This is a genomic window from Kutzneria kofuensis, assembly GCF_014203355.1.
Classification (GTDB): Bacteria; Actinomycetota; Actinomycetes; order Mycobacteriales; family Pseudonocardiaceae; genus Kutzneria; species Kutzneria kofuensis.
In genome coordinates, this window is sequence record NZ_JACHIR010000001.1 from 2,361,308 (window position 1) to 2,386,539 (window position 25,232).

A 25,232-nucleotide genomic window follows, 5' to 3' on the forward strand; every position below is an offset into this window, starting at 1 on the left:
CCAGGGAACGCGGCCAAGACAACAGGCGATTCAGGCCGAGAGGCGGTGCAACGTCCAGCGCGGCGGCGGCCACGCCGTCGGGTCGCCGTCGGTGGTCCACTCCGTGATCGAGGCCGGCGCGACGGCCACGTCGAAGTCGCGGAGCAGCGGCTGGTTGCCGAACACCGCGAACGACGCTTCGACGGTTTCCGTGTGGCCGACGGCGATCACCGTCTCGTCACGATGCCGCGCCGCCAGTTCGAGCAGCGTGCGGCTCACCCTGGTGACGAGGTCCGCCCACGCCTCGTTCCCGGTCTCGAACGGCCGGAACACACCGCCGCCCTCGATCCCGAAGCGTTGTTGGAACTCCGCCGACGTCAGGCCGGTCGCCTCCGGCGGCGTGTGCCACGTGCAGAGGCCGCAGTCCCGCGTCGGTGTCACGCCGAGCCGGTCGGAGATCACCGCCGCTGTCTCGATCGCCCTTACCTCCGTCGACGAGTAGACCGCGACGGGTCCGCGTTCCTCGGCCGCGAGGCGGTCGGCCAGCGCGGCGGCCTGGCGCCGGCCGGCCGAGGTGAGGCCCTCCGGGCCACGCAGCGTGTGGTCGGATTCGCCGTGCCGGACCAGCAGCAGTCGGGCCATGCAACACTCCATAGTGGACGCTGGTAAACACCGTTGACGGCATCGCCGTCGCTGCGGCACTGTATCGGCACTCACCGAACGAAGGAGTCCACGATGCTTCGCCAGCTACTGCTCTAGGGACGGCTCGACGTTCGTCGTGGAGCCGCCGCGTTGTCGTGGCGGCTTTTTTGTTGCGTTCAAGCGGCTCTGGCCCAACCCGGCAGAGGCACCGGATTCAGGATCCGGCCGGTCCAGGTTCGAATCCTGGCGAGGGCACGGGGTGGCCCCCGGAGATCCGGGGGCCACCACACCTCACAGGTCGGCGACGCGCTGCACGGCGGGGGCGATGAACTCCTCGATCCAGCGGGCCGGGGTGCCGGTCGGCGGGGCCACGATGACGGTCTGGATACCGATCTTGGCGTACTCCTCCATCTGCGCGGTGAAGGAATCCAGGTTGTCGGCGCGGACGGTGAGGGTGGCCTCGATCTCCGAGAAGTCCCGGCCGACGTCGTCGCAGTGCGCCCGGATGACGTCGAGCTTGTGGCTGACCTCCTCCACGGAGCTCGGGAACAGGTTGCACGCGTCGGCGTACTGCGCGACGAACCGCAGGGTCTTCTTCTCGCCACCGCCGCCGATGAGGATGCGCGGCCGGGGCGAGCGCACGGCCGGCGGGTGGTTGATGGTCTCCGCCAGCTGGTAGTGCTTGCCCTCGAACGGCCCGTCGTTGCCCTGGTCCCACATCTGCAGGCAGATCCGCAGCGTCTCCTCGAGCCGCTCGAACCGCTCCTTCAGCGGCGGGAACCGCACGCCGAGGCCCAGGTGCTCGCGCTCGTACCAGGCGGCGCCGATGCCGAGCGTGCCGCGGCCGTTCGACAGCACGTCCAGGGTGGTGACGATCTTCGCCAGCAGGCCGGGGTGGCGGTAGGTGACGCCGGTGACCAGCAGGCTGAGCTCGATGGTCGAGGTGTGCGCGGCGAGGAAGCCGAGCGTCGTGTAGCCCTCCAGCATGGGGTCGGGCGCGCCGCCGTTCTGCTCCATCTGGAACCAGTGGTCCATCACGGACAACCAGCCCACGCCGGCCGCCTCGGCGTTGCGGGCCACCGCGGCCAGTTCGGCGCCGATGCCGGCCGAACCCGCCGGGTTGTCGAACTTGGTGACGTGGACGCCGACTCGCACAGTCGTCTCCCATTCGGTCGTGAGTGTCGCCACAACGCTATGTCCTGGAGCGCGCTCCAGGTCAATCCCGTGCTTATGCTGCCCTGATGTCCCGGCTGCGGATAGATCCGTACATCCTCCTGCTGCTGGCCACCGTCGGTCTGGCCTCGATACTGCCCGCACGCGGGATGTACGCAACCGGACTCGGGTACGTCACGACCATCGCGATCGGCTTCCTGTTCTTCCTCTACGGCGCGCGGCTGTCCACCCGGGAGGCGCTGGACGGCCTCAGGCACTGGCGGCTGCACTCGCTGGTGCTGGCCTTCACGTTCGTGCTGTTCCCGGCGCTGGGGCTGGTGTGCGCGCTGCTCGTGCCACACGTGCTGACCCCGGAGCTGTACACCGGCCTGATGTTCCTGTGCTGCCTGCCGTCGACGGTGCAGTCCTCGATCGCGTTCACGTCGATCGCCCGCGGCAACGTGGCGGCGGCGATCTGCAGCGCGTCGTTCTCCAACCTGATCGGCATCGTGCTGACCCCGCTGCTGGTGACGGTGTTCATCGTCAACGGCAGCGGCGGCGTGTCCTTCGACTCGATCCGGGACATCCTGCTGCAACTTCTGGCCCCGTTCGTCGCCGGCCAGGTGCTGCGCCGTTGGCTCGCCGGCTTCGTCGGCCGGCACAAAAAGGTGTTGGGCTACGTGGACCGGGGATCCATCCTGTTGGTCGTGTACGTCGCATTCAGCGAGGGCGTGGTGGCCGGCATCTGGGGCCGGCTGTCCGTCGTGTCGCTCGCCCTGTTGCTCGCGGTGAACGCCGCCTTGCTCGCGTTCGTCCTCGTGACGACGACGGTGCTGGCGCGCCGGTTGAAGTTCGACAAAGCGGACGAGATCGCCATCGTGTTCTGCGGGTCGAAGAAGTCGCTGGCCAGCGGGCTGCCGATGGCCAGCGTGCTGTTCCCGGCGGCCTCGGTCGGCCTGATCGTGCTGCCACTGATGCTGTTCCACCAGATGCAGCTGATGGTCTGCGCCTGGCTGGCCCGCCGCTACGCCGACCAGTACTCCCATGCGTGATCTCGCCGCGCTGCCCAAGGCGCACCTGCACGTCCACCTGGAAAGCGCCATCCGGCCGTCGACGCTGGCGGAACTCGGTTTCCACTCGGACGCCACGGCGTTCGACGGCTTCCGGTCGTTCGCCGACCACAACTCGCTGGTGCGGCAATGCCTGCGGAAGCCGGAGCACTTCACCCGGATCGCCGCCGAGTTCTGCGAGGACCAGCGGGCACAAGGGGTTCGCTACGGCGAGGTGACGTTCACCGCCGCCGCGCACGGCGAACGGCTGGGCGACCCGGAGATGCCGCTGGCGGCCGTTCTCGACGGCCTGACGCCGGAATTCGCCGTGATCCTCGACCATTCCCGGCGGCGTTCGCCTGAGCGGTTCGCCGCAACGCTGGAGCTGGCCCGGAAACACGATCGGGTGGTGGCGATCGGGATGGCCGGCGAGGAGCGGCACCCGATGGCGCCGTTCGCCGAACTCCTCGACGCCGCAAGGGATGCCGGCGTCAGGCTGGTGCACCACGCCGGCGAGGACGCCGGGCCGGACAGCATCGTGGAGGCCCTGGACCTCGGCCACGCCGCCCGCATCGGGCACGGCATCCGCAGCCTGGAGTCACCCGATCTGGTGGCGCGGCTGCGGGACGAGCGGGTGCCGCTGGAGGTCTGCCCGTCCTCGAACGTGGGGCTCGGGCTGGTGCCGTCCTGGCCGGAGCACCCGCTGCCGCGGCTGGTCGACGCCGGCCTGGTGGTCACCGTGAACACGGATGTGCCGGCCTCGGTGGGCACGGACCTGGTCACCGAGTACGAGCGGATCCGCAAGGTCTTCGGCTACGACGACGAGGCGCTGGCGGCGCTGGCCCTGGCCGGCGTGGACGCCTCGTTCGCCTCGGACGCAGGCAAGGCGGCGTTGCGTGCATCGATCGCCGACTGGCTGGCGCCCGGCCCGTGACGTGGTGGGCACGGGCCGAGCACACGGCTCAGAGCATTCGGACGCCGACCGCCTGCGGTCCCTTGCGGCCCTCGCCGACCTCGAACTCAACCGCCTGGTCGTCGGCGACGCCGGTGAAGTCGTAGCCCTGGATCTCGGAGTGGTGCACGAACAGGTCCGGGCCGCCCGCCGCGGGCGCGATGAACCCGAATCCCTTGGCGCCGCTGAACCATTTCATTGTGCCCTGAGTCATGAGAGTCCTCTTCCGTGTTGGGGGACGTGAAGTCCGGAGTGCTGGCGGCCAGGCACGAGGGCGCGGTCGGGGAACCCGCGACCGAGATGCTGGCGGCGAGGCGTGCAGGCGTGGGCCCGTGGCCCTTGCCACCGGGGCAAAGGCACGGTCGGGCTCGGTCCTGGCGGCTAGGCGCGAAGGCGTGGGGCCCGCGGCGGCAGGGAGTCCAACCCCAGCATGCGGAGCAGTTCCCGGCAGTCACCCACGTCGAGGGCGTTGCCCGCGACCGTGATAGTGGCTCGCGCCTGTTGATTGACGAGCACCTCGTGCGCCGCGGCGACGCGCTCCTGGCCGATGCCACCGGCGATGGTGCGCGACCGGTCCGTACGGACGACGCGCCTCACGAGCGGCCCCACGGCGAGGAAGAGGACAGAAGGCAAGGTTCGAGCAGGCATTCCGGCAGCAAGCCGGTGCTCCCGTCTCCGGCCGGTAACCACCGGGCCGGGCTGGGTCCGGACGCCGTGACGGCTGACTGCCGCTCACTGACGCCCCGACATGGCCGACTCTACCCCAGCGGAGGGGGACAGCGGAGAAATGACGCAGTACGGTCGTCCCATGTCCGAAGAAGCAGGCGGGCCCGTGCTCGGTCCGACCCTGGCCGAGTGGCTCAAGGCCCGCGCCGAGACCGAACGCCACCTGGACACCGCGGCGCCGCCGGTCGACGCCGACTGGGTGCAGCGGCTGGCCGACCTGCTGACCACCGAGCGGTCGTGGCAGGACCAGTACACCGACCTGATCGCGCTCGGCCGCAGCGACGGCCGGTTCCCGTCGTCCAACCGCTGAGGCGCAAGGAAAACCGGGCGGTGCTCGATTCCGCCCTCCAGTAGGATCACCGCCCTGATGAGCGCGACACTCGTAGCCAAGGACCTGGCCGCCGGGCATGGGGACCGTGTGCTGTTCTCCGGACTGGACCTGGTCGTCGCCCCGGGCGACGTGATCGGGCTGGTCGGCGCCAACGGCGCGGGCAAGTCCACCCTGCTGCGCACGCTGGCCGGGCTGATCCCGGCCGAGCAGGGGTCGATCCGGCTGAACCCGCCGACCGCGACGGTCGGGCACCTGCCGCAGGAACCGGAGCGCCGGGAGGGCGAGACGGTCCGGGCGTTCCTGGGCCGCCGCACCGGTGTCACCCAGGCGCAGCTGGACCTGGACGCGGCGACGGAGGCGCTGACCGAGGGCCGGCCGGGCGCGGACGACGCGTACGCGGCGGGCCTGGACCGCTGGCTCGCGCTGGGCGGCGCGGACCTGGACGAGCGCATCGACGAGGTGCTCGCCGACCTGGGCCTGTCGGTCGGCCTGGACCAGCCGATGACCTCGCTGTCGGGCGGCCAGGCGGCCCGCACCGGGATGGCGTCGCTGCTGCTCAGCCGGTACGACATCTTCCTGCTCGACGAGCCGACCAACGACCTGGACCTGGACGGGCTGCACCGGTTGGAACGGTTCGTCACGGACCTGCGGGCGGGCACGGTGCTGGTCAGCCACGACCGCGAGTTCCTGGCCCGCACGGTGAACCGGGTGGTGGAGCTGGACCTGGCCCAGCAGCAGGTCAACACCTACGGCGGCGGCTACGAGTCGTACCTGGAGGAGCGGGCCACCGCCCGCCGGCACGCCCGCGAGGAGTACGAGGAGTACGCCGACACGAAGGCGTCGCTGGAGGCCCGGGCCCGGATGCAGCGGGGCTGGGCGGACAAGGGCGTGCGCAACGCCATGAAGAAGTCCCCGGACAACGACAAGAACATCCGCGCGGCCCGGATCGCGTCCAGCGAGAAGCAGGCGGCCAAGGCCCGGCAGACGGACAGGATGCTGGAGCGGCTGGACGTCGTCGAGGAACCGCGCAAGGAGTGGGAGCTGCGGATGGAGATCGCCGCCGCGCCCCGCTCCGGCTCGGTGGTGGCGACGCTGCGCGGCGCGGTCGTGCGCCGCGGCGACTTCACCCTCGGGCCGGTGGACCTGCAGGTCGACTGGGCCGACAAGGTGGCCATCACGGGCGCGAACGGCGCCGGCAAGTCCACCTTGCTCGCGGCCCTGCTCGGCCGGCTGGAGCTGGACGAGGGCAACGCGGCGCTGGGGCACGGCGTGGTCGTCGGCGAGGTGGACCAGGCGCGGCAGCTGTTCTTCGGCGACGCCACCCTGCTGGAGTCGTTCGGCGCGGCGGTGCCGGAGATGGCGCACGCCGAGGTCCGCACCCTGCTGGCCAAGTTCGGCCTCGGCGCCAACCACGTGCTCCGGCCGGCCGTCACGCTCTCCCCCGGCGAGCGGACGCGGGCCGCCCTGACGCTGCTGCAGGCGCGCGGGGTCAACCTGCTCGTGCTGGACGAGCCGACGAACCATCTGGACCTGCCGGCGATCGAGCAGCTGGAGGCGGCGCTGGCCAACTACCCGGGCACGCTGCTGCTGGTCACGCACGACCGGCGGATGCTGGCGGCGGTGCACACCACGCGCCGGCTCGAGGTGGTCGACGGCAAGGTGTTCGACCGAGCCTGACCCACGGGGAGACGCGCTCAGGTCGACCGGGATCACCCGCTCGGGCTAGGCGACGCGGGCCCGCAACCAGGCCAGTTCCGCCTCCCGACCGGCGGTCAGCACGGCCAGCCGGCACTGCTGGTACGCATCCGTGCCCTCGGGCAACGCCCGAGCCTCCAACACGGCGAGCCGGCGGCGGAGCAGATCGGCGGGATCGGGCAGTGCGCCGAGGAAGGCCAGGGCGGTCAGCCACGACGGGTCGTCCGCCACGTCGACCGCGGCCAGCCGGCGGACGAGTTCGGCGTGTCCGGCCGGCGTAAGGGTGAGCACCTGCCTGGGCGCGGCGACCTGACCCGGCCGGGCCTGCCGGGTGAGCAGCCCGGCCTCGGCCAGCCGCTTGATCGCGGGATAGAGGGTGCCGTCGGCGACGGGGCGGCCGTGGCCGGTGATCTCGGGGATGCGCAGGCGCAGCTCGTACCCGTGCGCCGGCCCGGCGGCGAGCAGCCCAAGGATCACCAACTCCACCATGCCAGCATTAAAGCGGTCAGGACGGCAGCGGGAGGGGTGAAGGCGAAAGCGGGTCAGGACTTCGGCAGGCCAGGAGGGTTGATCTCGGAATGCGGGACGGCCTCGTTGCCCAGGCCCCAGCGGTCCAACACCTTGGCGTAGCTGCCGTCGGAGATCACCTGGTTCAGGGCGTCGTTCAGCGCCCTGACCAGACCGTTGCCCTTCCTGGTGGTGGCGGCGATCTCGCCCTGCAGCGTCGGCCCGGCGCCGGAGATGGTGCCGATGATCTCGGTCTGCCCGGAGCTCTTGGCGTGGTAGGCGGCGGTGGGGTTGGGCCCGAGGTAGGCGTCGATTCGCCCGGACTGCAGCGCCAGGTAGTAGTCGGTGGAGTTCTGGAAGTACTTGACGTCAACGGGTTGGAGACCACGAGCGACGTTCTGCGCGTTCCAGTCGAGCAGCAGCTTCTCCTGGTTGGTGCCGGAGCTGACGGCAATCGTCCTGCCGGCGACGTCGGCGGGCCCGGTCACCTTCCACTTGCCGCCCTTGCGCGCCTCGAAGGAGACGTTGTCCAAGCGGTAGGTGGCGAAGTCGTACTTCTCCTTGCGCGCCTCGGTGACGGTGATGTTGGTGAAGCCGGCGTCGTACTTGCCGGAGTCCAGGCCCACGAACACGTTCTCCCAGGAGGCGACGTTGACGTGGGTCTTCAGGCCCAGCACGTCGGCGACCAGCGAGGCGATGTCCTCCTCGACGCCGATCGGCGTCTTGTTGTCGGTGTCGTAGAAGGTCAGCGGCGGCACGGTGCCGACGCTCGTGATCACCTCCAGGGTGCCGCGGTCGCGGATCGCCTGGGGTACTTCGGCGGCGATCTTGTCCACCTCGGCGGTGGTGATGCGCGGCTGCTGCTGGCTCTGCTCGCCGGCCGCCGCGCCGCAGGCGGTCACGGTTGTCACCGCCAAAAGTGCCGCTATGAGCTTGCCGTACAACGCTCTCCTCCTACAGGACCTTGGACAGGAACGATCTGGTCCGCTCGTGCTCGGGGTTGTCCAGCACCCGCGCCGGCGGCCCCTGCTCCAGCACGCGGCCGTCGTCGATGAACACGACGGTGTCCGCGACCTCGCGGGCGAAGCCGATCTCGTGCGTGACGACGATCATCGTGGTGCCGCTGCGGGCGAGGTCCAACATCGCGTCCAGCACCTCGCCGACGAGTTCCGGGTCCAGCGCGGACGTCGGCTCGTCGAACAGCACCACCTTGGGGTCCAGCGCCAGCGCCCGGGCGATCGCCACCCGCTGCTGCTGGCCGCCGGACAGCTGCCGCGGATAGGCGTCGGCCCTCTCCGCGAGCCCGACCCGGCCGAGCAGCTCCAAAGCCTTGGCCCGGGCCGGTTTCCGCCGCAGCCGACCGGTCGCGACCGGCGCCTCGGCGACGTTGTCGGCGACGGTCAGGTGCGGGAACAGGTTGAAGTTCTGGAACACGAAGCCGATCGCGCTGCGCTGCTTGAGCACCTCGCGTTCCTTCAGCTCGTACAACTTGTTGCCACGGCGGCGATATCCGATGAGCTCGCCGTCGACCCGGATCTGCCCGCGGTCGACCTTCTCCAGGTGGTTGACGCTGCGCAGCAGCGTGGACTTGCCGGAGCCGGAGGGCCCGAGCACCACCGCCACCTCGCCCGCGGCGACGTGGAGGCTGACGCCCTTGAGCACCTCGTGCTGGCCGAAACTCTTGTGCACGTCCCGAATCTCGATCATCGGGACCCCTTGGCGTAGTGGCGTTCCACGTAGTGCTGGACGAGCGAGAGCAGGGAGGTCAGCACGACGTACCAGACGGTGGCGACCATCAGCAGCGCGACCACGCGGGCGTTGCGGCCGTAGATCACCTGGACCTGGTAGAACAGCTCGTTGATCGCCACCACCGACACGATCGACGTGCCCTTGAGCAGCGAGATCACCTCGTTGGCGGCGTTGGGCAGGATCGACCGCATCGCCTGCGGCAGCACGATTCGCCGGAACTGCCGGGCCCGCGGAATGCCGAGCGCGGCGGCGGCCTGCAGCTGGCCGGCGTCCACGGCGAGCACGCCGGAGCGGATGATCTCGGCCGAGTAGGCGGCCTGGTGCAGCGTCAGGCCGATCACGGCCGCGCCCAGCGGCGAGAACAGGTCCTGGGTCGCGACCGTGAACAGCACCGGCCCGAACGGGACGCCGAAGCCCAGCTTCGGGTAGAGGTAGGAGACGTTGAACCAGAAGATGATCTGCACGATCAGCGGGATGGAGCGGAACGCCCACACGTAGCCCCAGGCGACCGTGCGCAGGAACCGGCTGTGCGACAGGCGCATCAGCGCCAGCACCGCGCCGACGGCGAAGCCGAGCACCGTGGCGTACGCGGTGAGCTGCAGCGTCGTGCCGAGGGCGGTGACAACGGCGCCGCTGGCGAAGAACGCGGCGAAGGTCGGCCAGTCCCAACCGGGATTGGTGGCCAGGCCGTGCACGAACTGCGCGAGCAGCACGAGCACGACGGCGATGCCCGCCCACCGCAAGGGATAGCGGGCGGGCACCACGCGGAGGTCGGCGGTGTCGTCGGGCGCCGACGCGGTGGGGCGCGGTACGGACAGGGTCACGCGACCCATCCGAACAGCGCGCCCACCGACGCGTCAACGATTCCTAGAGAGTGGGAAGTCAGCCGTTTCGAAGTGCGGGGAAGTCCTCCTCGCGGTGTTCACCATGTGGACGCTCGGGGCCGGAGTGCTTGTCGTTCTCCGCCCCGCGCAGCTCGACCCGGCGGATCTTGCCGGAGATCGTCTTGGGCAGCTCGGCGAACTCCAGCCGGCGGATCCGCTTGTACGGGGCCAGATGCTCGCGGGAGTGCGCGAAGATCGCCTCCGCGGTGCTCGCATCCGCGGCCCAACCTGCCGCGAGCACGATGTACGCCTTCGGCACGGCCAGCCGCAGCGGGTCCGGCGACGGCACGACCGCGGCCTCCGCCACGGCATCGTGCTCCAGCAGCACGCTTTCCAACTCGAACGGCGAGATCCGGTAGTCCGACGCCTTGAACACGTCGTCGGCACGGCCGACGTAGGTGAGGTAGCCGTCCACATCGCGGGAACCGACGTCCCCGGTGTCGTAGTACCCGTCCCGCATCACCTCGGCGTTGCGCTCGTCGTCGCCGTGGTATCCGACCATCAGCCCGAGCGGGCGACGAGCCAGGTCCACGCAGATCTCGCCCTCGTCGCCGAGCTCACCGGTGGCCGGGTCGACCAGCACGATCTCGTAGCCCGGCACCGGGCGGCCCATCGAGCCCGGCTTGATCGGCTGCCCCGGCGTGTTGGCCACCATGACGGTCGTCTCCGTCTGGCCGAAGCCGTCGCGAACCGTGACGCCCCAGGCCTTGCGAACCTGCTCGATCACCTCGGGGTTGAGCGGCTCGCCCGCGCCGACGACCTTGCGCGGCGGCTTGGTCAGCGCGGTCAGGTCGGCCTGGATCAGCATCCGCCACACCGTCGGCGGCGCGCAGAAGCTCGTCACGCCGCAGCGCTGCATCTCGGCCAGCAGCCGCGACGCGTCGAACCTCGTGTAGTTGTAGACGAACACCGTCGCCTCGGCGTTCCACGGCGCGAAAACGTTGCTCCACGCGTGTTTCGCCCAGCCCGGCGAGGAGATGTTCAGGTGCACGTCGCCGGGCTCGAGCCCGATCCAGTACATGGTGGACAGATGCCCGACCGGGTAGGACGCGTGCGTGTGCTCCACCAGCTTCGGCTTGGCCGTGGTGCCGGAGGTGAAGTACAGCAGCAGCGTGTCGTCGGCCCGGGTGACTCCGTCCGGTTCGAACTGTACTGACGCGTTCACGGAGTCGGCATAGTCCAGCCAGCCCTCGGCCGGCGCGCCGACAGCGATCCGGGTGTAGTCGCCCGGCACGTCCGCGTAGCTGCCGGGCAGGCCGGTGACGACATGCCCGGCCCGCCCGCGTTCGACCCGATCGCGCAGGTCAGTAGCCCCGAGCAGGGTGCTGGCCGGGATCAGCACGGCCCCCAGCTTCATCGCCGCGAGGATCGTCTCCCACAACTCCACCTGGTTGCCCAGCATCAGGATGATCCGGTCGCCGCGGCGCACCCCGTGCCCCCGCAACCAGTTCGCGACCTGGTTCGACCGCTGCGACATCTGCTCGAACGAGACCCGCCGCTCGCTGCCGTCCTGCTCGACGATCCACAGCGCCGGACGGTCGTTGCCGACGGCGATCGCGTCGAACCAGTCCAGCGCCCAGTTGAACTCGCCGAGCTCTGGCCAGCGGAAACCGTCGCGGGCGACGGCGTAGTCTTCTCGATGGGCGAGCAGCAGGTCACGGGCCGCCCGGAATGCCGTATCGGTCACGCAGGCGATGGTGGTGCCGGACGATGCAGTCCGCTACCCCCGGAAAGGGGGACCGGATGGAGGATGCCGCCCCGACTCATGTCGAACGCGACGAGGTTCGCCGCGCCCTGGCGACGATGCGCACGACCACCGGGCTGCCGGTCGCGTTCGGCGGGGTGGTGCAGACCGGCGGCGTGAAGCTGTCCGAGTTGCTGGGGACCAGCACGAACTCACTGGCCGGCCTCATGGTCGTGCGGGGCAACGGTCTCGGCGGCAAGGCGCTGGCCCTGGCCAAGCCGCTGGCCGTCACCGACTACTCGCACGCCGCCGGCATCAGCCACCAGTACGACCAGCCCGTGACGGCCGAGGGACTGCGGTCCATCGTGGCCGTTCCGGTCGTGGTCAACCGGGTGGTGCGGGCCGTGCTGTACGGGGCGCTGCGGCAGGCCCTGCCGCTGGGTGACCGGGTGCTCACCGCCGCACGGGAGGCAGCGCGGGACCTGGAGCAGGGGCTCGCGGTGCGCGATGCGCAACGCAGCCGTATCGAGGACGTGAAGGCCCCTCGTGGCTGGGAGGAGGTCCGGGCCGCGCACGCCGAGCTCCGGCAGCTGGCCGCCGAGGTCACCGACGACGCGTTGCGGCAGCGGGTGCACGACGTCTGCGCGCGGCTGGCCGCCTCCTGGGCGCCGCCGGACGCGCCCGTGCCGGCGCTGTCCGCGCGGGAACTGGACGTGCTGGCCGGCATCGCCCTGGGGCAGACCAACGCCGAGGTGGCGCGCAGGCTCGGGGTGCGGCCGGAGACCGTCAAGGCGTATCTGCGCAGCGCCATGCGCAAGCTCGACGTGCACTCGCGGCTGGCGGCGGTGGTTGCCGCCCGCCGGTTCGGGCTGCTGCCCTAGGTTGGTGGCCATGACCGTCATCGACTTGAACAGCGATCTCGGCGAGGGCTTCGGGGCCTGGCGGCTCGGCGACGACGACGCCCTGCTCGACGTCGTGACCAGCGCGAACGTCGCGTGCGGCTTCCACGCCGGCGACCCGACCGTGCTGCGGCGGGTGACCGAGCGGGCCGCCGAGCGCGGCGTCGCCATCGGGGCCCAGGTCGGCTACCGGGACCTGCCCGGCTTCGGCCGGCGGTTCATCGACGTCGACCCGGCGGAACTGGTCAACGACGTCATCTACCAGATCGCCGCGCTGGACGGCTTCGCCCGCGTCGCCGGCACGCGGGTGCGGTACGTCAAGCCGCACGGGGCCCTGTACAACGCAATCGTGACGAATGCGGCACAGGCGGCGGCCGTGGTGGACGCCGTGCGCCGGTACGACCCGTCGCTGCCGGTCCTCGGGCTGCCCGGGTCGGAATCCTTGCGGCAGGCCGAATCCGCCGGGCTCACGCCCGTGCGGGAGGCGTTCGCCGACCGTGCCTACACGCCCTCCGGCGAGCTGGTGTCCCGCCGCCTGGACGGGGCCGTGCTGCACGACGTGGACGAGATCGTCGCCCGCTGCGTGCGGATGGCGTTGGAGGGCACCGTGACCGCCGTGGACGGCACGGTCGTTTCCGTTGCGCCGCAATCGTTGTGCGTGCACGGCGACACGCCGGGCGCGGTGGAGATCGCCCGCCGCGTGCGCGCCGGGCTGCTCGAAGCGGGGCTGTCCCTGGCGCCGTTCGCGGTCTAGCCGGGCACCCGACGCAGCAGCGTGGCGGCCTCGTCGGCCTGGCCGGCAGCCAGCAGCAGGTCGACGGCCTCCACGGAGAGATCCGGCACCGCGGGCGTGGACCAGGCGGCGGCGGTCAGCAGTTCGGCCGCCTCTCGCACGTGGCCACAGCGGAACTCCGCCACGGCCAGGTTGCGCAGCGCCCACGGTGACACGGCCAGCTCGATGGAACGCCGCCACGCCGCGATAGCGGCTTCGTTTTCCCTTGCGTGCCAACGGGCAACGCCGATGTGGTAGGCGGTGAGCCAGTTCTCCGGCGCGGCCTCCAGCATCGTCCGCCACGGCGCGGACACCAGGCTGCGACCCGGCGGCTGCTCGGGATCGGTGGCGGTCATGTTGCCGTGCAACAGATCCAGCCACGGCCGCTGCGCCGGGCCGAGACCGGTGAACGGGGTCGCCGTCAGCCGGGCGCCGAGCCGGGTCAGCTCCAGCGCGCCCCAACCGGAGCCGGCCATGATCAGGTCACCCGGCGGCGTCTCGTCCCACTCGGTGTGGCCGCGCGGGTCCCGCACCTTGGTGTCCACCCGCAGCGCCTCGCCGTCGGGCAGCACGAAGTCGATCTGGTACGGCAGGTCGCGCGCGGTGTCCCACTCCCACACCCGCAGCGTGTCGCCGCCCACCGGGGCCGCGAACACCGGGCCGCCGCTGGCCGGCTGGAACGCCGGCGAGGAGAACGGAACCGGGCGATGTTCCCGCTTGTGCCACAACGAATGCAGCCGACCGCCGCGTCCGATCAGGACGGTGGCGATCAACAGGTCGTTCTCGAGCACCACTGCCGGCACCGGACGTGGATCCCGATGCCGGGCCGTCCGCCGCGGCCACGGCACCGCACCGATAGCACCAAGGGCCGACACCGGGCTGTCCTGGCCGCACTCGACGACCGGCAGCACCACCTCGGCTTGACGCAGCTGGGTCACCACTTCACTCCCCGACTCGCCTGCGCGAATGCTCCCGACCGACCGCACCGCTGTCAACCTGAGGATCCCCCGACCAGGTCACATCGACACCGTTGACAGGCGCTGCCGACTGTGACGACACCGTGGTGGCGGGACTCCGGCGCGGCCCTCGCCACCGTGATCAGGATGTGCGCGAGGACGCATGGGCCACCCGTCAGCCGGGAGACCGGCCACGGCACCGCAGGGCGCGTCCACGAGGCGATGGAGGTCTGGCCGTCGATGCCCGCGCGCGCCGCACCGTTCGATACTCGGTTCACAGGTCTGAACGCCGCCTTGTTCTCGTGTCCTACGGGCCGGCGGATGTGCGCTACTGCCGGTCACCGACAGGCTGGCCGCGCTCGTCGCGCACATGATCGGCGGGACCACCCGGCCGGGTGACGCCCTCGTCTGGGACGTGCGACCGCTCCGAGTTCTGCTAAGGGCGGTCGCCGGGGCTCGCAGATCACATGGCTGCGCCGGCGCGGAGGAACGCAGCGTGCGGTCGCCGTGGCCGACTGCCTTCGACTCGGCGAAACGGTTGTCGGACAAGAACATCAGTGAGAAGACACCGCTCAGGCGAAGGTCTTCGACTACGATTGCCGTGGGGACAAGCAGCCGCTGTCCTCGGGGCCGACGACGAACAGGCACGGCAGATGGCGGACTTCCTGCTGGGACGGGCCGAACTGACCGGCCACCCGGCGATCACGCGGCACCGGTTCTCCGTGCTGCCCTGTGCCGACCGGGTTTTCGGCGTCCGCTGCGTCGACTCCGCCGTAGCAGAGGTGAAGTTCCGCCATGACTGAGCGCATCCTGCCCGGCACCGCCTTGGCCGACCCGGCCGAGATGGAGCGCTTCGTCGCCGACAGCCGTGCGCGGTGGTCCACCTCCGACAACCGCGTCGCCGGCACCCTGTGGTGGTACAGCACCAGCAGCGTCGTCTTCACCTCACTGCTCACCCGGCTGGCCGAGATCGACCTCGCCGCGGATCCGGCTCTGGACCGGCTTCGCGTGCATGTCGGCGAGGACGGTCGGGTGGTGAACGTCTACCCCGGCGGGTTGCTGCCTGACGTTTCCTCGCTGCCCGGGGCGTTGCGTTCCGCCTTGAGCCCGGTGCTGGAGACCCTGTCCGCCGTCTCCGGTGTTCGGCTGCCTCCCCTGTGGGCCATCACCACCGATGCCATCGCCAACGCTCTCCTGCGCGCCTGGCGGGAACTCGGCTCCCCCGCGAAAGGCGTTGAACAGGCGTCGTGGCTCGTGGCCTCGATGGGCTCGCCGCTGCCGCCCGCTCGTTTCGTGGAGCTCGAAGGCAAGCCGTTGGTGCGGCGGGTTTCGTGCTGCCTCATCGACCACGCCGGCTTCGCCCCGTGCGCCAGCTGCCCCCACCAGGACCCCGCCGTCCGCGAAAGCCGAATGCTCGAAGCCTCCCGCCTCCTGTAACCCCTGGCGGTTCAGGGTTTGCGGGCTACGCCGGCGTAGATGCCGGAGTGGTCGGGGTCGTCGCCGAGGTCGGCCGCGGACTGGGGGCGCCAGTTGGCGGTGAAGACCACGCCGGGTTCGACGAGGTCGAAGCCGGAGAACATGGCGGTGATCTGGGCGTGGGAGCGGGGGTGGATGGGCTCGGCGCTGTGGGAGAAGACGTCCACGGCCTTGGCCATGCCCTCCTCCAAGTTGTCCGGCGTGAAGTGGGACAGCGCGAGGTAGCTGCCGGCGGGCAGGGCGTCGCGGTAGCGGGCGATCACCCCGGCGGGGTCGTCGGCGTCGGGGATGAACTGGAGCACGCCGACCATGAGCAGGCCGATGGGCTGGTCGAAGTCCAGCATCCGCCGGGTCTCGGGGTCGCTGAGGATCCGCTCGGGCTCGCGCAGGTCGGACTGGACCATGACGGCCTGCGGGTCGTCACGGAGGATGAGCCGGCTGTGCGCGACGGCGACGGGCTCGTAGTCGACGTAGACGACCCGGCACGAGGGGTCGGCCTCCCGGGCGATCTCGTGCACGTTGCCGACGGTGGGAATGCCGGAACCGATGTCGAGGAACTGCCGGATGCCGTTGTCGATGAGGAAAAGCACGGCCCGGCGCAGGAACGACCGGTTCAGCCGCGCCATCTCCCGCACGGGGACGACCTGCGCCAGCTGGTCGCCGATCATGCGGTCGCGCTCGAAGTTGTGCGCCCCGCCCAGGACGTAGTCGTAGATCCGGGCCGAGCTGGGAACGTCGATGTCGACCTCGGCCGGCACCCAGTCCACCGCTCCTGACATGGCTCCTCGCTTCCCCGCGCTCACTGGCCCAACACGATCCGGTCCGCGCTCACCGACGGCGAGAGCGGCTCGCCCTGTCCCGCGTCGACGCCGACGGCTCGCAGCCGGCGCAGGTGATCCTCGTGCCGGATGCCGGTGACCGCCACCGGCAGGCCGAGGCTGTGGGCGAAGTCGACGAGGCTGCGCACCACCGGCTCGGTGATCTCGGCGGTGCGGTCGTCGGCGAGGGAGTCGCCGAGCCGCGCGTCGAGCACGACGGCGCGCAGCGTGAACTCCCCGCGCAGCAACAGCTCGGCGTGCTCGGTGCCGAAGTCCACAAGGGACGATGCGACGCCCATTTCGGCGAGCACCAGGATGTTGTCGATGATTTCGTCGTTCTGCGCCTCGGTGCCCAGCGACACCCCGAGCCGGAGCTGGTCGGCCGGCAGCTCGACGGCGTCCAGCTCACGGCGGACGACGCCGACCAGGTCGGGGTCGCGGGCCTGCCCGGCGGAGAGGTCGACGGCGACGGGTGGCGCGGCGATGCCGTGCACCTGCCACCACAGCGCGGCCTGCTGGCACGCCTTGCGGATCGCCCACCGGCCGACCGGCAGCACGACGCCGGTCTCCTCGGCCAGGGCCAGCACCTCGCAGTGCCGCTGCGGCTGCTGCGCGGGCGGCCGCCAGGCCAGCCGGGCGGTGACGGCGATCATCGTCTCGTCGGAGAACCGCAGCAGCGGCTGGTAGACGACGTCCAGCTGCTCGGCCTGCAGCGCACCGGGCAGGGTCGCGGCCAGCCGGAAGCGGGAGCGGTCGGCGGCGTCCTGCCGCGCGTCGAACAGGTCCCACTGGCCGGCGCCGCGCCGTTTGGCCCGGTGCAGCGTCATGTCGGCGGCCCGGAGCAGCTCGGCGGGGTCCGTGCCGGTGCTGATCCGGTCCACGATCCCCATGCACGTCGAGACGGCGATGCCGTCGCCGCCGATGAACATGGGGTCGGCCAGCGCGTCCAGCACCCGCGCGGCGTAATCGCCTACGCCGGGCGTGTCCTCCTTGCCCTCCAGCAGGACGGCGAACTCGTCGCCGCCCAGCCGCGCGACCATCGCGGTCTCGCCGGCGAACACGCTTTCCAGGCGCTGCCCCACGGCCCGCAGCAGCTGGTCGCCCACGTGCTGCCCGAGGCCGTCGTTGACGACCGTGAACCGGTCCAGTCCGAAGTGGAACAACGTGATCCGGCCGGCGGCGGACGACCGGCCCAGCGTGCTCTCCAAAGTGGACACGAAGTACTGCCGGTTGGGCAGCCCCGTCAACATGTCGTGCAGCGACTGGTGGCCGAGGCGATCGCCGAGCAGGTGCAGCTCGGTGACGTCCTCGACCATGGTGACGAGGTAGGCCGGCTGGTCGTGGTCGTCGCGCAGCAGTGACACCGCGAGGTAGGCCCATACGGAGTCGCCGTCCTGGTGCACCAGCCGGCAGCGTTCCCGGAAGTTGGCCCTACGGCCGGAGAGCAGCTCGGCGATGCTGTCCGCGAGCCAGCCGGCGGCGTCGGGATGAGCGAGGTCCTGCACGCTCATCCCGGCCAGCTCCGGCTGGCCGTAGCCGAGTATCTCGGTGAGGGCGGCGTTCGTCTGGGAGAACTTGCCGTTGGGCTCGCTGATCGCGATGCCGACGGCGGAGGACGAGAAGATCGCGCGCAGCCGGGCGTCGCTGTCGGCGAGGCTGCGTTCGGTGTCCCGCTTCGCCTTGATCAGCGAGCGTTTCAGCGCCTCCTGGCTGATGTACGTTCGTTCCCGCAACGCCTCCGCGTAGCCGGCGGCCAGCGCGCTGAGCACCGTGACGACGCGGGCCGGCAGGTCGGCCGGCGCGTCGGGCATCGCGAGCAGGCCGCGGCCGAGCACAGCGAGGGTGGTCGACAGCGTGGCCTTGCCGGAGATGGCCCGGTTGACCAGGGCGGTGCCGATCTCGGCAACCCCGCTGGCGTCCGGCGGATCCGCGCACACGGCGTCCGCGAGCGTGCCGGTCATCCGCCCCAGCAGCCGCACGATCTTGGCGTGCGACATGGGAATGAAGACCGTCTTCGCGATCTCCGCCGCCCACGTGCGCGCCAGCTCGGTCCGCCAGCTGTCGTCGACGGGACCTCGCAGCGGGTGATCGTTCACGCCGGTCGGCTCGCTCCTTTGGTCGGGATTGGCTCACAAGCGTCCGAGCGGACGTACCGTGGCAGTGTCTACTCGGTCTGGATGTTGGAAACGCTCCCCCGAACGTGTGAAAGTGTCGATCAGGTCCGGCCCAACGCGTCCGGTGGCGGCTGCGGTGGGATGACCGGTTCATCGTCGGAAAGGGTTTTCGCGTTGCGCGCGAACTCCTGACCTGCGACGCAGCGGGCCGGGAAGGCCGAGCCCGCGGTGCGGCGGGCCAGCTCGGCGGTCGGCAGGTCCTCGCCCGAGGCCGCCGCGACGAGGTTGCCGAACCGGCGGCCGCGGAACACGCCCGGCTCCGCCATCACCAGCACGTGCTCGAAGACCTCACCGAGCGTCGCCGCGAACCGCCGGGCGAAGTGCAGGCCGCCCCCGTCGGCCAGGTTCGCCACGTACGTGCCGTGCGGGCGCAGCACTCTGCGCACTTCGCGGGTGTACTCCAGCGTCGCCAGCGGTCCCGGCATCAATGCGCTTTCGAAGGCGTCCACGACAACCAGGTCGGCCGTGTCGTCGCGGCGGGTCGCCGTCTCCTGGCGGCCGTCGCCGACCCGGACCTTCAGCTGCGGCACCGACCTCAGGTCCAGCTGCTCGCGTACGAGATCCACCAGCGGGCCGTCGGCTTCGATCACCAGCTGCCGCGATCCGCGCCGCGTCGCCGCCACGTACCTCGGGATCGTGCACGCACCGCCACCGATGTGAAGCACGTCCAGCGGCACACCCGCCGGATGCGCCAGATCCACCACGTCCCCGATGCGGCGCACGTAGTCGAACTCCAGGTGCGTCGGGTCATCCAGATCCACATAGGACTGCGCCACGCCGTTCACCGACAGCAGCCAGGCCGCGGGGCGGTCCGGGTCCCGGGACAGTTCCGCCTCGCCGAAACGGACCGTCGCGCGGGCGAACTCCGGCCCCGACCGCCGATTCGGGCGACCCCTCGGCGACCTTCCGTGCCCCACTGCCGCTCCTCCCCCGACCGAACCGTCGAGCCTAGTGCAGTGACGCGGCTCACCTTCCCCCGGTCCGCACAAAACCGGCCCCTGACCTGCGCATACCGCCCCTGACCAGCCGATTGGGAATTGCCGCGACGCCTGTGCTAATGTTTCTCCCGTCAGCGAGGGAAACCCTCACGGGAAACCTTCGACGAGCGCCGCTAGCTCAACTGGCAGAGCAGCTGACTCTTAATCAGCGGGTTCGGGGTTCGAGTCCCTGGCGGCGCACTCTTTCCCCAGGTAGATGAACTGGGGGCCGATCGTTCAAGATCAGACCCCCAGTATTCCCACCTCTTACTCTGCGGTTCCATTCACCGCTTTCTCTAGCGCCTCAGCGCCAATGCGACTCACCGTACGCCTACCCATGTAGACGTCCTGAGTCATCGACGGCCGCGCGTGGCCGAGGATGTCAGCGATCTGACGCGCCGTCAGCCCCGCGTCGTCGAGCAGGGTCGCCACCGTCTTGCGGAACGTCCGGAAGGTCACCCAGCCGTAGCCGGCCCGCTCCGCGAAGGGCTTCCACGCCCGGTTGCGCACGTTGGACGCCTCCCGGATGGTGCCCGTAGTACTGGGGAAAATCGGCCCAGCCAGGTTCGTCACGGCCGCCCGCCGCTCGATCAGCATCGCGCAACACCAGTCCGCCAGCGGGATCGGACGCTGAGCGTTCTCCGTCTTCCCCCGGTTGAGGATCTTCCCCTTGCCCCGAGCGCGAATGACGTTGCCCTGCATGGTGAGGGTCTTCCCCGCGTCGTCGAAGTCGGGCCAGTGCGCGCCCAACGCCTCGCCGGTCCGCTCCCCCGTCGCCAGGAACAGCCGCACCAGGTCCGGCAAGTCGTCCCGCCGGGCCTGCTCGTCAGCGTCGAGTTTGGCGAGCAGGTCAAGCACCTGGTCCCCGGTGAGCGCACGCGACTTGGCCGGCTGGTTGCGCGCCTTCTTGCTCTCCAACGGCCCGACCTCACGCACCGGGTTCGTGTCGAGGGCACCGTGCCGAACGGCCAGCCCGCAGACGCCCGAGAGGATCGACCGCACCGTCTTGGCCGAACTGGCGCTCGACTCATCGCGGACACGCTTGCACAGCTTGTCGAGGATCGGGGTCTTGACCTCGAACATCCGCAGTTCGCCGACGGCCGGGATGACGATCCCTTCCAGGCGGCTCCGGTAGGTGTCCACCGTGCCCCACGAACGGGCCTCCCGCTCTGCATCGTGCTCAACCTCTTTGAGCCACAGGGCAGCAGCGTCCTTGAACCTCGTGTTGGAGGTCACCTCGGCCCCACCGGACGGCGTCGCCCAGTCACGTAGTGCCTGTCTCAGCCGACGTTCGGCCTCGGGGCCGGTCACCCCGTACCGCTCGACGGGGTAGATCTTGCCGTCAAAGTCCCTGTAACGGCACCGCGCCCGGTACTTCTTCGCCCCCTGCCTGTAAACCGTGATCTTGCCGAAGGTGCCCAACGGCAGCGGTGGACGCGGCATCAGCTCTCCCCCAACGACTTGAACCACTCACGGACGCCGTCCGGCTCGTAGCGGACGTACTTGCCAACCTTCGTACCCTTGGGACCGAACCCCTTGCGCCGCCACTGGTACAACGTCTGCACAGGGATGCCCAGGAAGGTAGCCACATCCACAACAGTCCATAGTGGAGCTATCTTTGCGTTGGCAGACATTCCGCTCACATCCCTTCGTGTTCGTCGTGCTCGGTCTCGTACTGGTCGGCGCGGCGCATTGCGCGTTCGGCCTTGGTTCGCTCCCAGAACGCGGCGGCCAGCTCAGCCGCTACCGGGGACACGTGTCCCACGGCGGTGAAGCGCCAATCGTTGACCACCAGCACCGTGTCCGGGTCGTCGACACCCAGCCGGGCCAGGGTCTGCGCCCGCTGGTAGTCGGCCTGATCCCCCCGGATCCGCTTGAACGTGGTGGAGTACTTCCGCGACTTGGTCAGGAAGTGGCCCCGGAAGCCCAGCATGTGCGCCCAGCGGCGAAGCTTGAGATCCGCGTACTGCGGCAGGCCGCCGAGGTTCCACGCCATCTGAATCATGCGGCGGTGGTGCTCGGAGATCCCGGTCAGGTTGTCGATGTCCAACTGCGAGCGGAACCGGCGGTCACCGCCGGCCGTCGTGCCGGTCGACTTGGTGGCGTACTTGGCGATGTAACCCGCGATCGCCGCCTCGGACACCGTGCCGTCCGCATCCTCGAACTGGCCCGCCAGCCGGGCCGTGATCGGCCGCACGTCCACCTGTGGCCCGAACTGGACCGTCATCTCCGCCCCGGACGGCCGGTCGATCGAGACGCCAGCCTCAGCGGCGGCCAGGCGGACGCAGTCCTCCAGCAGTGAGGCGGTCACCCAGGCGGGGCGGGGGCTGTCCGGGCCGGTCGGGCCGTCGACCCGGATCACCACGTGGAAGTGCACCATGCCCCGCGCCTGGTACTCGGCGACCTTGGCGTAGGACACGCGGGCGTGCTCGCGGAACTCGCTGACCTTGATTCCCTGGCGGGCGGCCATGATCCGGGCGACGCGTTCGGTGAACTTGTGCCACAACGCGCCCGCCATCGCGTGCCACAGCACAGCGCCGACGTAGTCGTAGGTGTCCGGGTCGATCGGGGTGGACAGGATCGGGTCATCCGGGTGATGCCACGCCCCGCAGCCGCAGGGCTTGCGATTGCCCCGCGCGGTCAGCCCGCCCGAGTGGACCTTGCCGAAGCTGGGGGCGGTGACCGTGACGAACAGCCGGGGCGTGTCCCGCACGGTCAGCGGGACATCTTTCTCGCCACCGGCCAGGCCGGCGCGGATCAGGTGGAACGCGTCGGCGGCGTACCGGTCGGCGCAGGCCGGGCAGATCGCGGCCCGTCGGGTGCCGCAGGGCACCATCAGCGTTCCGGCCGTCAGGGTCCGCAGCACCGGGCGTCCATCGGCGGTCTTGTCGTGCAGCACCGTGCGGCCGGCGAGGTGGATCGGGTGGGCGCAGCCCTTGGCGGAGGCCACTCGCTCACGCCACGCGCCGAACCCTGCCTTGCCGATGAACGCGGCGTACCGGTCGGTGTCCACAGTGGTTGGTGACATGGTGGTGGTTCTCCTTTGGTACGGGGTGGTTACTTGGTGCGGTGGGTCATGGCGACGTCATGGCCCGGGTACAGGGCGTCGGTGTCGACGCCGAGGTAGCGCAGTGCCCCGGCGAGCTGCCGGTAGGCATCGATGGCCTTATCGGTGTCCATGGACATGGTCAGCACCGTGACGGGCATGTCGGGCTGGTCGTGGTAGCCCAGGTCCAGGAACACCCGCTCGCTCTCGGTGGAGCACGACACGGCCGCGAACGCGACCGGGAAATCGTCGACGAGCAGCCCATCAGCGGTGCACGGCTCCGACGGGTGGTAGGTGGGGCGGATGTCGTCGTGGGTGGCCCAACGCGCGCCGGGTAGCGGGGTGCCTGGGTCACGGGTGCTGGTCGAGTCCCGGTCAGCGTGCCGGGTCGGCGCGTCACCGTCGTTGGAGATCCACTGCGGACTGCAGCACAGCCGCTCGGTGTCGGGAAAGCAGTACACGCGGCCGTAGCGGGTGCGTCCGTCGTGGCCCGTGACTTGCTGCCACACGGAGCCGTCCGGGCGCAGTTCGTAGCCCATCTCGACCGTTACGGGCGGAAGCGTCGTCGTCATGACAGGGGTCCTTTCTGGTCTGGGCATACGAAAGCGGGGCACAGGCCGGGTGTGGCCCATGCCCCGCGTGAGGGGTCGTGGTGTTAGTGGTGGCCGTTGGTCGCCGCCACCGGCGCGATGAGGATCTTCCGCGCGTAGGACTCGGGGTACCGCAGACGTTCGATCAGGTCGGTGACGGTGACTGCGCGGCCGGTCGGAGCGATCTCCGCGTGCAGCGCCTCGACCTGGGCGCGGATGTTGGCCGGGGTCGCCTCATCCAGCACCGGGGCAGGCACCGGGGACTGTGTCCCGGACTGCGCGGTGGTGGGCTGCTGTTCCTGCGGGTGCGGTTGTGGGGTCGGCTCGACAACGACCGTGGACGAAGCCGCGGTAACTGGCGTCGCCGGGCCCGGGGCCGGGGTTGGGGCGGGGTCGGTGGGTTCGGCGTCGGCGATGACATCGGCGAAACTGGCCATCATCAGCGGCATCACCTCCGCCACCAAGTAGGTGACCACCGGGAACAGCACATGCACCAGCAGCTGCCCGGGGTCGATCTCCCACAACGCTCCGCCAGGCTGGCGGGACGCGAGCACCGACGCGGTGAGCGTGAAGGCCATCAGCAGCCACTTCAAGCGGCGCGCGGCCCTGTACTCGTCGCCGCTGATGTCCTTGCGCTCTTCGTGCATCTTGGCTTCCCACCGCAGCACGGTGATCAGCAGGCCGCCCAAGGCGGGTTCCAGCAGCCAGTAGGCCCACCATTGCGGGTCGGCCATGTCGCGGTTGCCGGCGAGGGTGGCTTGCACGCCGGAGGCGTTGAACGCGATACCCAGGCCGAGGAACAGCCACATGCAGCGGGTGATGCTCTTGCGTGCCGCCCGCAGCGACGTAGCGCGGGCGTAGGGGTTGAGCATCAGGCCGTGTGCCTGCTCAGCCTCGGTGACCTTCTTACGCAGGCGCGTGATCCATTTGGACTCGGCCGGCTGGTCGGTGTTGTCCTTGTCGTTCACGGTGGTTCGCCTCCTTTCCAGGCGGTGCACGCGGTCGGGTGTGTGGTGTCGGATCACTCGTCATTGCGGAGCACGCGCCACACGGCGGACAGGATCACGATCACGACGACCAGGGTCAGCAGGCCCCAGCCGATGCCGCACACGATCGCGATCAGCCCGCACAGCAGCAGCGCCCAGAACGCGACGCCCAGCAGCCGGAACATCTGCTTGATGGTCATGGTGAAGAAGAACATGGCTCAGGCCGCCTTACCGTCGAGGTTGGACACGGCCACCGGGTGGTGGTCGCGGGTGGTGGGGTGGTGGATCAGTCGCCGATCGGCGGGGGTCAGGCCACCGACGACGCCGTGCAGGTAGCGGGTCGCCGCCGGGTAGCCGGCCTCCCACTCGATTTGCTCGGTGGCGCACTGGCGTTGCACCGGGCAGGCCGAGCAGATCCGCCGGGCCTGATCGCGGGAGCGGGCGGTCTCCGCGTCGAACACGCGCGGGTCCGTGTCGCGGCAGGCCCGATCCTGGCGCCACACCCCCTGTGCGCCGGTAGCGCCGAACAGGGCCACCGACAGGGCACGCGCACCCGTCCGCAGCCCCTGAGCGCGGTCACGGTCGTTCATGCCGCCACCCCCGCCACCATGCCCGCAGCGCCGCGAAACCGGGACACCGCAGCCAGGTCGCCGGTCAGGGCGTCGACATCGACCAGGGTCGTCGGGCGGACGGTGCCCACCGGCAGCCGGTAGCCCAGCACGTAGGCGGTGTTCTCCGTCGCGACGAGCACCCCGCCCAGGCACGCGATGTCCGCGCCGGCCGACACGATCACCCCGGTCCCATCCGCCAGCTGACCGGCGATCGTGACGACCAGGTGCCGATTCGGCAGCACCAGCCATGTGACGTGCACCCCGTGCAGGGAGCGGCCCCAGGCCACCGCACGGTGCAGGCGGGCGCGTTCCTCTCCGGTGCCGAAGCTCAGCTGCACCGTGCGCGACAGCGTGGACATCGTGATGCCGATCGGCCGGGGCAGGTGGTTCGCGCGCAGGTGCGCCCGCAGCTTGGTCAACATCCGGTCCAACACCCGCGACTCACGCTTGACTGTGTTCATGACACGTGACACCTCACTTTCTGTTTGGATACGAACGACAGTGGTGATGCGGCTCCCGCCTCTGGCGGAGTTGCCGTGGTGCTCGTGGCCCGACTCGAACGGGCAGCCCCACCACG

Annotated in this window: 29 protein-coding genes and 2 tRNA genes; 10 read left to right on the top strand and 21 right to left on the bottom strand. The window is 70.4% G+C overall.

What is annotated here, in order from left to right:
* Positions 1-30: 30 nt before the first annotated feature.
* Complete coding sequence (locus tag BJ998_RS10775) at positions 31-621, bottom strand: histidine phosphatase family protein (RefSeq protein WP_184860797.1); 591 nt, start codon at positions 619-621, stop codon at positions 31-33.
* A 183-nt stretch (positions 622-804) separates the two neighbouring features.
* Between BJ998_RS10775 and BJ998_RS10780 the strand changes: the two genes are divergently transcribed.
* Positions 805-876, top strand: a tRNA-Leu gene (locus BJ998_RS10780).
* A gap of 36 nt (positions 877-912) precedes the next feature.
* Here the strand turns inward: BJ998_RS10780 and BJ998_RS10785 are convergent.
* Complete coding sequence (locus BJ998_RS10785; RefSeq protein ID WP_184860799.1) at positions 913-1,776, bottom strand: LLM class F420-dependent oxidoreductase; 864 nt, start codon at positions 1,774-1,776, stop codon at positions 913-915.
* Positions 1,777-1,862: 86 nt separating this feature from the next.
* Here BJ998_RS10785 and BJ998_RS10790 point away from each other — a divergent pair, with 86 nt between their 5' ends.
* Complete coding sequence (locus BJ998_RS10790; protein ID WP_184860801.1) at positions 1,863-2,825, top strand: bile acid:sodium symporter family protein; 963 nt, start codon at positions 1,863-1,865, stop codon at positions 2,823-2,825.
* On the top strand, positions 2,818-3,756 hold the full coding sequence (gene add / locus BJ998_RS10795; RefSeq protein ID WP_184860803.1) for an adenosine deaminase: 939 nt from the start codon (positions 2,818-2,820) through the stop codon (positions 3,754-3,756). The genes BJ998_RS10790 and add overlap by 8 nt, the downstream gene beginning before the upstream one ends.
* A 28-nt stretch (positions 3,757-3,784) precedes the next feature.
* Here the strand turns inward: add and BJ998_RS10800 are convergent, their stop codons facing one another.
* Both BJ998_RS10800 and BJ998_RS10805 read right to left on the bottom strand, forming a co-directional pair.
* Complete coding sequence (locus BJ998_RS10800; RefSeq protein ID WP_184860805.1) at positions 3,785-3,988, bottom strand: cold-shock protein; 204 nt, start codon at positions 3,986-3,988, stop codon at positions 3,785-3,787.
* A 167-nt stretch (positions 3,989-4,155) separates the two neighbouring features.
* The gene (locus tag BJ998_RS10805; RefSeq protein WP_184869226.1) at positions 4,156-4,371 is read right to left on the bottom strand and encodes a hypothetical protein; all 216 of its coding nucleotides are present in this window, start codon (positions 4,369-4,371) and stop codon (positions 4,156-4,158) included.
* Between the two features lie 211 nt (positions 4,372-4,582).
* Here BJ998_RS10805 and BJ998_RS10810 point away from each other — a divergent pair, with 211 nt between their 5' ends.
* Together BJ998_RS10810 and BJ998_RS10815 are read left to right on the top strand one after the other, a co-directional pair.
* Positions 4,583-4,810, top strand: coding sequence for a hypothetical protein (locus BJ998_RS10810; protein WP_184860807.1), 228 nt, complete (start codon positions 4,583-4,585; stop codon positions 4,808-4,810).
* 57 nt (positions 4,811-4,867) lie between these two features.
* Complete coding sequence (locus tag BJ998_RS10815; protein ID WP_184860809.1) at positions 4,868-6,508, top strand: ABC-F family ATP-binding cassette domain-containing protein; 1,641 nt, start codon at positions 4,868-4,870, stop codon at positions 6,506-6,508.
* Between the two features lie 45 nt (positions 6,509-6,553).
* On the opposite strand, the gene BJ998_RS10820 is transcribed toward BJ998_RS10815, so the two are convergent.
* The 5 genes from BJ998_RS10820 to BJ998_RS10840 are packed head-to-tail and all read right to left on the bottom strand — an operon-like array spanning position 6,554 to position 11,353.
* Positions 6,554-7,015: a PadR family transcriptional regulator gene (locus BJ998_RS10820; RefSeq protein WP_184860811.1), complete on the bottom strand. Its 462-nt coding sequence runs from the start codon at positions 7,013-7,015 to the stop codon at positions 6,554-6,556.
* Positions 7,016-7,068: 53 nt separating this feature from the next.
* Positions 7,069-7,944, bottom strand: coding sequence for an ABC transporter substrate-binding protein (locus tag BJ998_RS10825; RefSeq protein ID WP_312890039.1), 876 nt, complete (start codon positions 7,942-7,944; stop codon positions 7,069-7,071).
* Positions 7,945-7,987: 43 nt separating this feature from the next.
* Positions 7,988-8,740: an amino acid ABC transporter ATP-binding protein gene (locus BJ998_RS10830; protein WP_184860815.1), complete on the bottom strand. Its 753-nt coding sequence runs from the start codon at positions 8,738-8,740 to the stop codon at positions 7,988-7,990.
* Positions 8,737-9,606, bottom strand: a complete 870-nt coding sequence (locus BJ998_RS10835) for an amino acid ABC transporter permease (protein WP_312890040.1) — start codon at positions 9,604-9,606, stop codon at positions 8,737-8,739. Before BJ998_RS10835 ends, BJ998_RS10830 begins: the two co-directional genes overlap by 4 nt.
* A 58-nt stretch (positions 9,607-9,664) precedes the next feature.
* Entirely contained in the window at positions 9,665-11,353 is a 1,689-nt protein-coding gene (locus tag BJ998_RS10840) for an AMP-binding protein (protein WP_312890041.1), read from the bottom strand.
* Positions 11,354-11,409: 56 nt separating this feature from the next.
* On the opposite strand from BJ998_RS10840, the gene BJ998_RS10845 reads away from it, so the two are divergent.
* Both BJ998_RS10845 and BJ998_RS10850 read left to right on the top strand, forming a co-directional pair.
* Positions 11,410-12,231: a helix-turn-helix transcriptional regulator gene (locus BJ998_RS10845; protein ID WP_221337958.1), complete on the top strand. Its 822-nt coding sequence runs from the start codon at positions 11,410-11,412 to the stop codon at positions 12,229-12,231.
* Positions 12,232-12,241: 10 nt separating this feature from the next.
* Positions 12,242-13,003 carry a LamB/YcsF family protein gene (locus BJ998_RS10850; RefSeq protein WP_184860821.1) on the top strand — a complete coding sequence of 254 codons (762 nt, stop codon included), beginning with the start codon at positions 12,242-12,244 and terminating at the stop codon, positions 13,001-13,003.
* Here BJ998_RS10850 and BJ998_RS10855 read toward each other — a convergent pair.
* Positions 13,000-13,959 (bottom strand): tetratricopeptide repeat protein, encoded by a 960-nt coding sequence (locus tag BJ998_RS10855; RefSeq protein ID WP_184860823.1) that lies wholly within the window; start codon positions 13,957-13,959, stop codon positions 13,000-13,002. The two genes, BJ998_RS10850 and BJ998_RS10855, sit on opposite strands and share 4 nt — an antisense overlap.
* Positions 13,960-14,630: 671 nt before the next feature.
* Between BJ998_RS10855 and BJ998_RS10860 the strand changes: the two genes are divergently transcribed.
* Both BJ998_RS10860 and BJ998_RS10865 read left to right on the top strand, forming a co-directional pair.
* A complete protein-coding gene (locus BJ998_RS10860; protein ID WP_184860825.1) occupies positions 14,631-14,780 on the top strand; it encodes a hypothetical protein in 150 nt (49 codons plus the stop codon).
* Positions 14,773-15,414 (top strand): Fe-S oxidoreductase, encoded by a 642-nt coding sequence (locus BJ998_RS10865; protein ID WP_184860827.1) that lies wholly within the window; start codon positions 14,773-14,775, stop codon positions 15,412-15,414. The genes BJ998_RS10860 and BJ998_RS10865 overlap by 8 nt, the downstream gene beginning before the upstream one ends.
* 11 nt (positions 15,415-15,425) lie before the next feature.
* On the opposite strand, the gene BJ998_RS10870 is transcribed toward BJ998_RS10865, so the two are convergent.
* The 3 genes from BJ998_RS10870 to BJ998_RS10880 form a co-directional block, all read right to left on the bottom strand.
* Positions 15,426-16,232 carry an SAM-dependent methyltransferase gene (locus BJ998_RS10870; protein ID WP_184860829.1) on the bottom strand — a complete coding sequence of 269 codons (807 nt, stop codon included), beginning with the start codon at positions 16,230-16,232 and terminating at the stop codon, positions 15,426-15,428.
* A 20-nt stretch (positions 16,233-16,252) separates the two neighbouring features.
* The gene (locus BJ998_RS10875; protein ID WP_184860831.1) at positions 16,253-18,367 is read right to left on the bottom strand and encodes a putative bifunctional diguanylate cyclase/phosphodiesterase; all 2,115 of its coding nucleotides are present in this window, start codon (positions 18,365-18,367) and stop codon (positions 16,253-16,255) included.
* 119 nt (positions 18,368-18,486) lie between these two features.
* Complete coding sequence (locus tag BJ998_RS10880) at positions 18,487-19,362, bottom strand: spermidine synthase (RefSeq protein ID WP_376775854.1); 876 nt, start codon at positions 19,360-19,362, stop codon at positions 18,487-18,489.
* 188 nt (positions 19,363-19,550) lie between these two features.
* Between BJ998_RS10880 and BJ998_RS10885 the strand changes: the two genes are divergently transcribed.
* Positions 19,551-19,623, top strand: a tRNA-Lys gene (locus BJ998_RS10885).
* Between the two features lie 66 nt (positions 19,624-19,689).
* Here the strand turns inward: BJ998_RS10885 and BJ998_RS10890 are convergent.
* From BJ998_RS10890 to BJ998_RS10925, 8 genes are all read right to left on the bottom strand, one after another.
* A complete protein-coding gene (locus tag BJ998_RS10890; protein WP_184860833.1) occupies positions 19,690-20,865 on the bottom strand; it encodes a site-specific integrase in 1,176 nt (391 codons plus the stop codon).
* Positions 20,865-21,056 (bottom strand): helix-turn-helix domain-containing protein, encoded by a 192-nt coding sequence (locus BJ998_RS10895; RefSeq protein ID WP_184860834.1) that lies wholly within the window; start codon positions 21,054-21,056, stop codon positions 20,865-20,867. Before BJ998_RS10895 ends, BJ998_RS10890 begins: the two co-directional genes overlap by 1 nt.
* 5 nt (positions 21,057-21,061) lie before the next feature.
* On the bottom strand, positions 21,062-22,450 hold the full coding sequence (locus BJ998_RS10900; protein ID WP_221337959.1) for a replication initiator: 1,389 nt from the start codon (positions 22,448-22,450) through the stop codon (positions 21,062-21,064).
* A gap of 29 nt (positions 22,451-22,479) precedes the next feature.
* Positions 22,480-23,040 (bottom strand): hypothetical protein, encoded by a 561-nt coding sequence (locus BJ998_RS10905; RefSeq protein ID WP_184860836.1) that lies wholly within the window; start codon positions 23,038-23,040, stop codon positions 22,480-22,482.
* Between the two features lie 83 nt (positions 23,041-23,123).
* A complete protein-coding gene (locus BJ998_RS10910; protein WP_184860838.1) occupies positions 23,124-24,026 on the bottom strand; it encodes a hypothetical protein in 903 nt (300 codons plus the stop codon).
* Positions 24,027-24,079: 53 nt separating this feature from the next.
* A complete protein-coding gene (locus BJ998_RS10915; protein WP_184860840.1) occupies positions 24,080-24,259 on the bottom strand; it encodes a hypothetical protein in 180 nt (59 codons plus the stop codon).
* Between the two features lie 3 nt (positions 24,260-24,262).
* Positions 24,263-24,634 (bottom strand): WhiB family transcriptional regulator, encoded by a 372-nt coding sequence (locus tag BJ998_RS10920; protein ID WP_184860842.1) that lies wholly within the window; start codon positions 24,632-24,634, stop codon positions 24,263-24,265.
* Positions 24,631-25,116, bottom strand: a complete 486-nt coding sequence (locus tag BJ998_RS10925) for a hypothetical protein (protein WP_184860844.1) — start codon at positions 25,114-25,116, stop codon at positions 24,631-24,633. Before BJ998_RS10925 ends, BJ998_RS10920 begins: the two co-directional genes overlap by 4 nt.
* Positions 25,117-25,232 lie beyond the last annotated feature (116 nt).

Bases quoted from the DNA above. Each gene is read 5' to 3' on its own strand.
- BJ998_RS10905 (WP_184860836.1), bottom strand. From the start codon at position 23,040: ATGACGACGACGCTTCCGCCCGTAACGGTCGAGATGGGCTACGAACTG.
- BJ998_RS10850 (WP_184860821.1), top strand. From the start codon at position 12,242: ATGACCGTCATCGACTTGAACAGCGATCTCGGCGAGGGCTTCGGGGCC.
- BJ998_RS10790 (WP_184860801.1), top strand. From the start codon at position 1,863: ATGTCCCGGCTGCGGATAGATCCGTACATCCTCCTGCTGCTGGCCACC.
- BJ998_RS10810 (WP_184860807.1), top strand. From the start codon at position 4,583: ATGTCCGAAGAAGCAGGCGGGCCCGTGCTCGGTCCGACCCTGGCCGAG.
- BJ998_RS10870 (WP_184860829.1), bottom strand. From the start codon at position 16,232: ATGTCAGGAGCGGTGGACTGGGTGCCGGCCGAGGTCGACATCGACGTT.
- BJ998_RS10820 (WP_184860811.1), bottom strand. From the start codon at position 7,015: ATGGTGGAGTTGGTGATCCTTGGGCTGCTCGCCGCCGGGCCGGCGCAC.
- BJ998_RS10775 (WP_184860797.1), bottom strand. From the start codon at position 621: ATGGCCCGACTGCTGCTGGTCCGGCACGGCGAATCCGACCACACGCTG.
- BJ998_RS10865 (WP_184860827.1), top strand. From the start codon at position 14,773: ATGACTGAGCGCATCCTGCCCGGCACCGCCTTGGCCGACCCGGCCGAG.
- BJ998_RS10830 (WP_184860815.1), bottom strand. From the start codon at position 8,740: ATGATCGAGATTCGGGACGTGCACAAGAGTTTCGGCCAGCACGAGGTG.
- add (WP_184860803.1), top strand. From the start codon at position 2,818: ATGCGTGATCTCGCCGCGCTGCCCAAGGCGCACCTGCACGTCCACCTG.
- BJ998_RS10890 (WP_184860833.1), bottom strand. From the start codon at position 20,865: ATGCCGCGTCCACCGCTGCCGTTGGGCACCTTCGGCAAGATCACGGTT.
- BJ998_RS10895 (WP_184860834.1), bottom strand. From the start codon at position 21,056: ATGTCTGCCAACGCAAAGATAGCTCCACTATGGACTGTTGTGGATGTG.
- BJ998_RS10920 (WP_184860842.1), bottom strand. From the start codon at position 24,634: ATGAACGACCGTGACCGCGCTCAGGGGCTGCGGACGGGTGCGCGTGCC.
- BJ998_RS10925 (WP_184860844.1), bottom strand. From the start codon at position 25,116: ATGAACACAGTCAAGCGTGAGTCGCGGGTGTTGGACCGGATGTTGACC.
- BJ998_RS10915 (WP_184860840.1), bottom strand. From the start codon at position 24,259: ATGTTCTTCTTCACCATGACCATCAAGCAGATGTTCCGGCTGCTGGGC.
- BJ998_RS10800 (WP_184860805.1), bottom strand. From the start codon at position 3,988: ATGACTCAGGGCACAATGAAATGGTTCAGCGGCGCCAAGGGATTCGGG.
- BJ998_RS10845 (WP_221337958.1), top strand. From the start codon at position 11,410: ATGGAGGATGCCGCCCCGACTCATGTCGAACGCGACGAGGTTCGCCGC.
- BJ998_RS10900 (WP_221337959.1), bottom strand. From the start codon at position 22,450: ATGTCACCAACCACTGTGGACACCGACCGGTACGCCGCGTTCATCGGC.
- BJ998_RS10860 (WP_184860825.1), top strand. From the start codon at position 14,631: ATGGCGGACTTCCTGCTGGGACGGGCCGAACTGACCGGCCACCCGGCG.
- BJ998_RS10815 (WP_184860809.1), top strand. From the start codon at position 4,868: ATGAGCGCGACACTCGTAGCCAAGGACCTGGCCGCCGGGCATGGGGAC.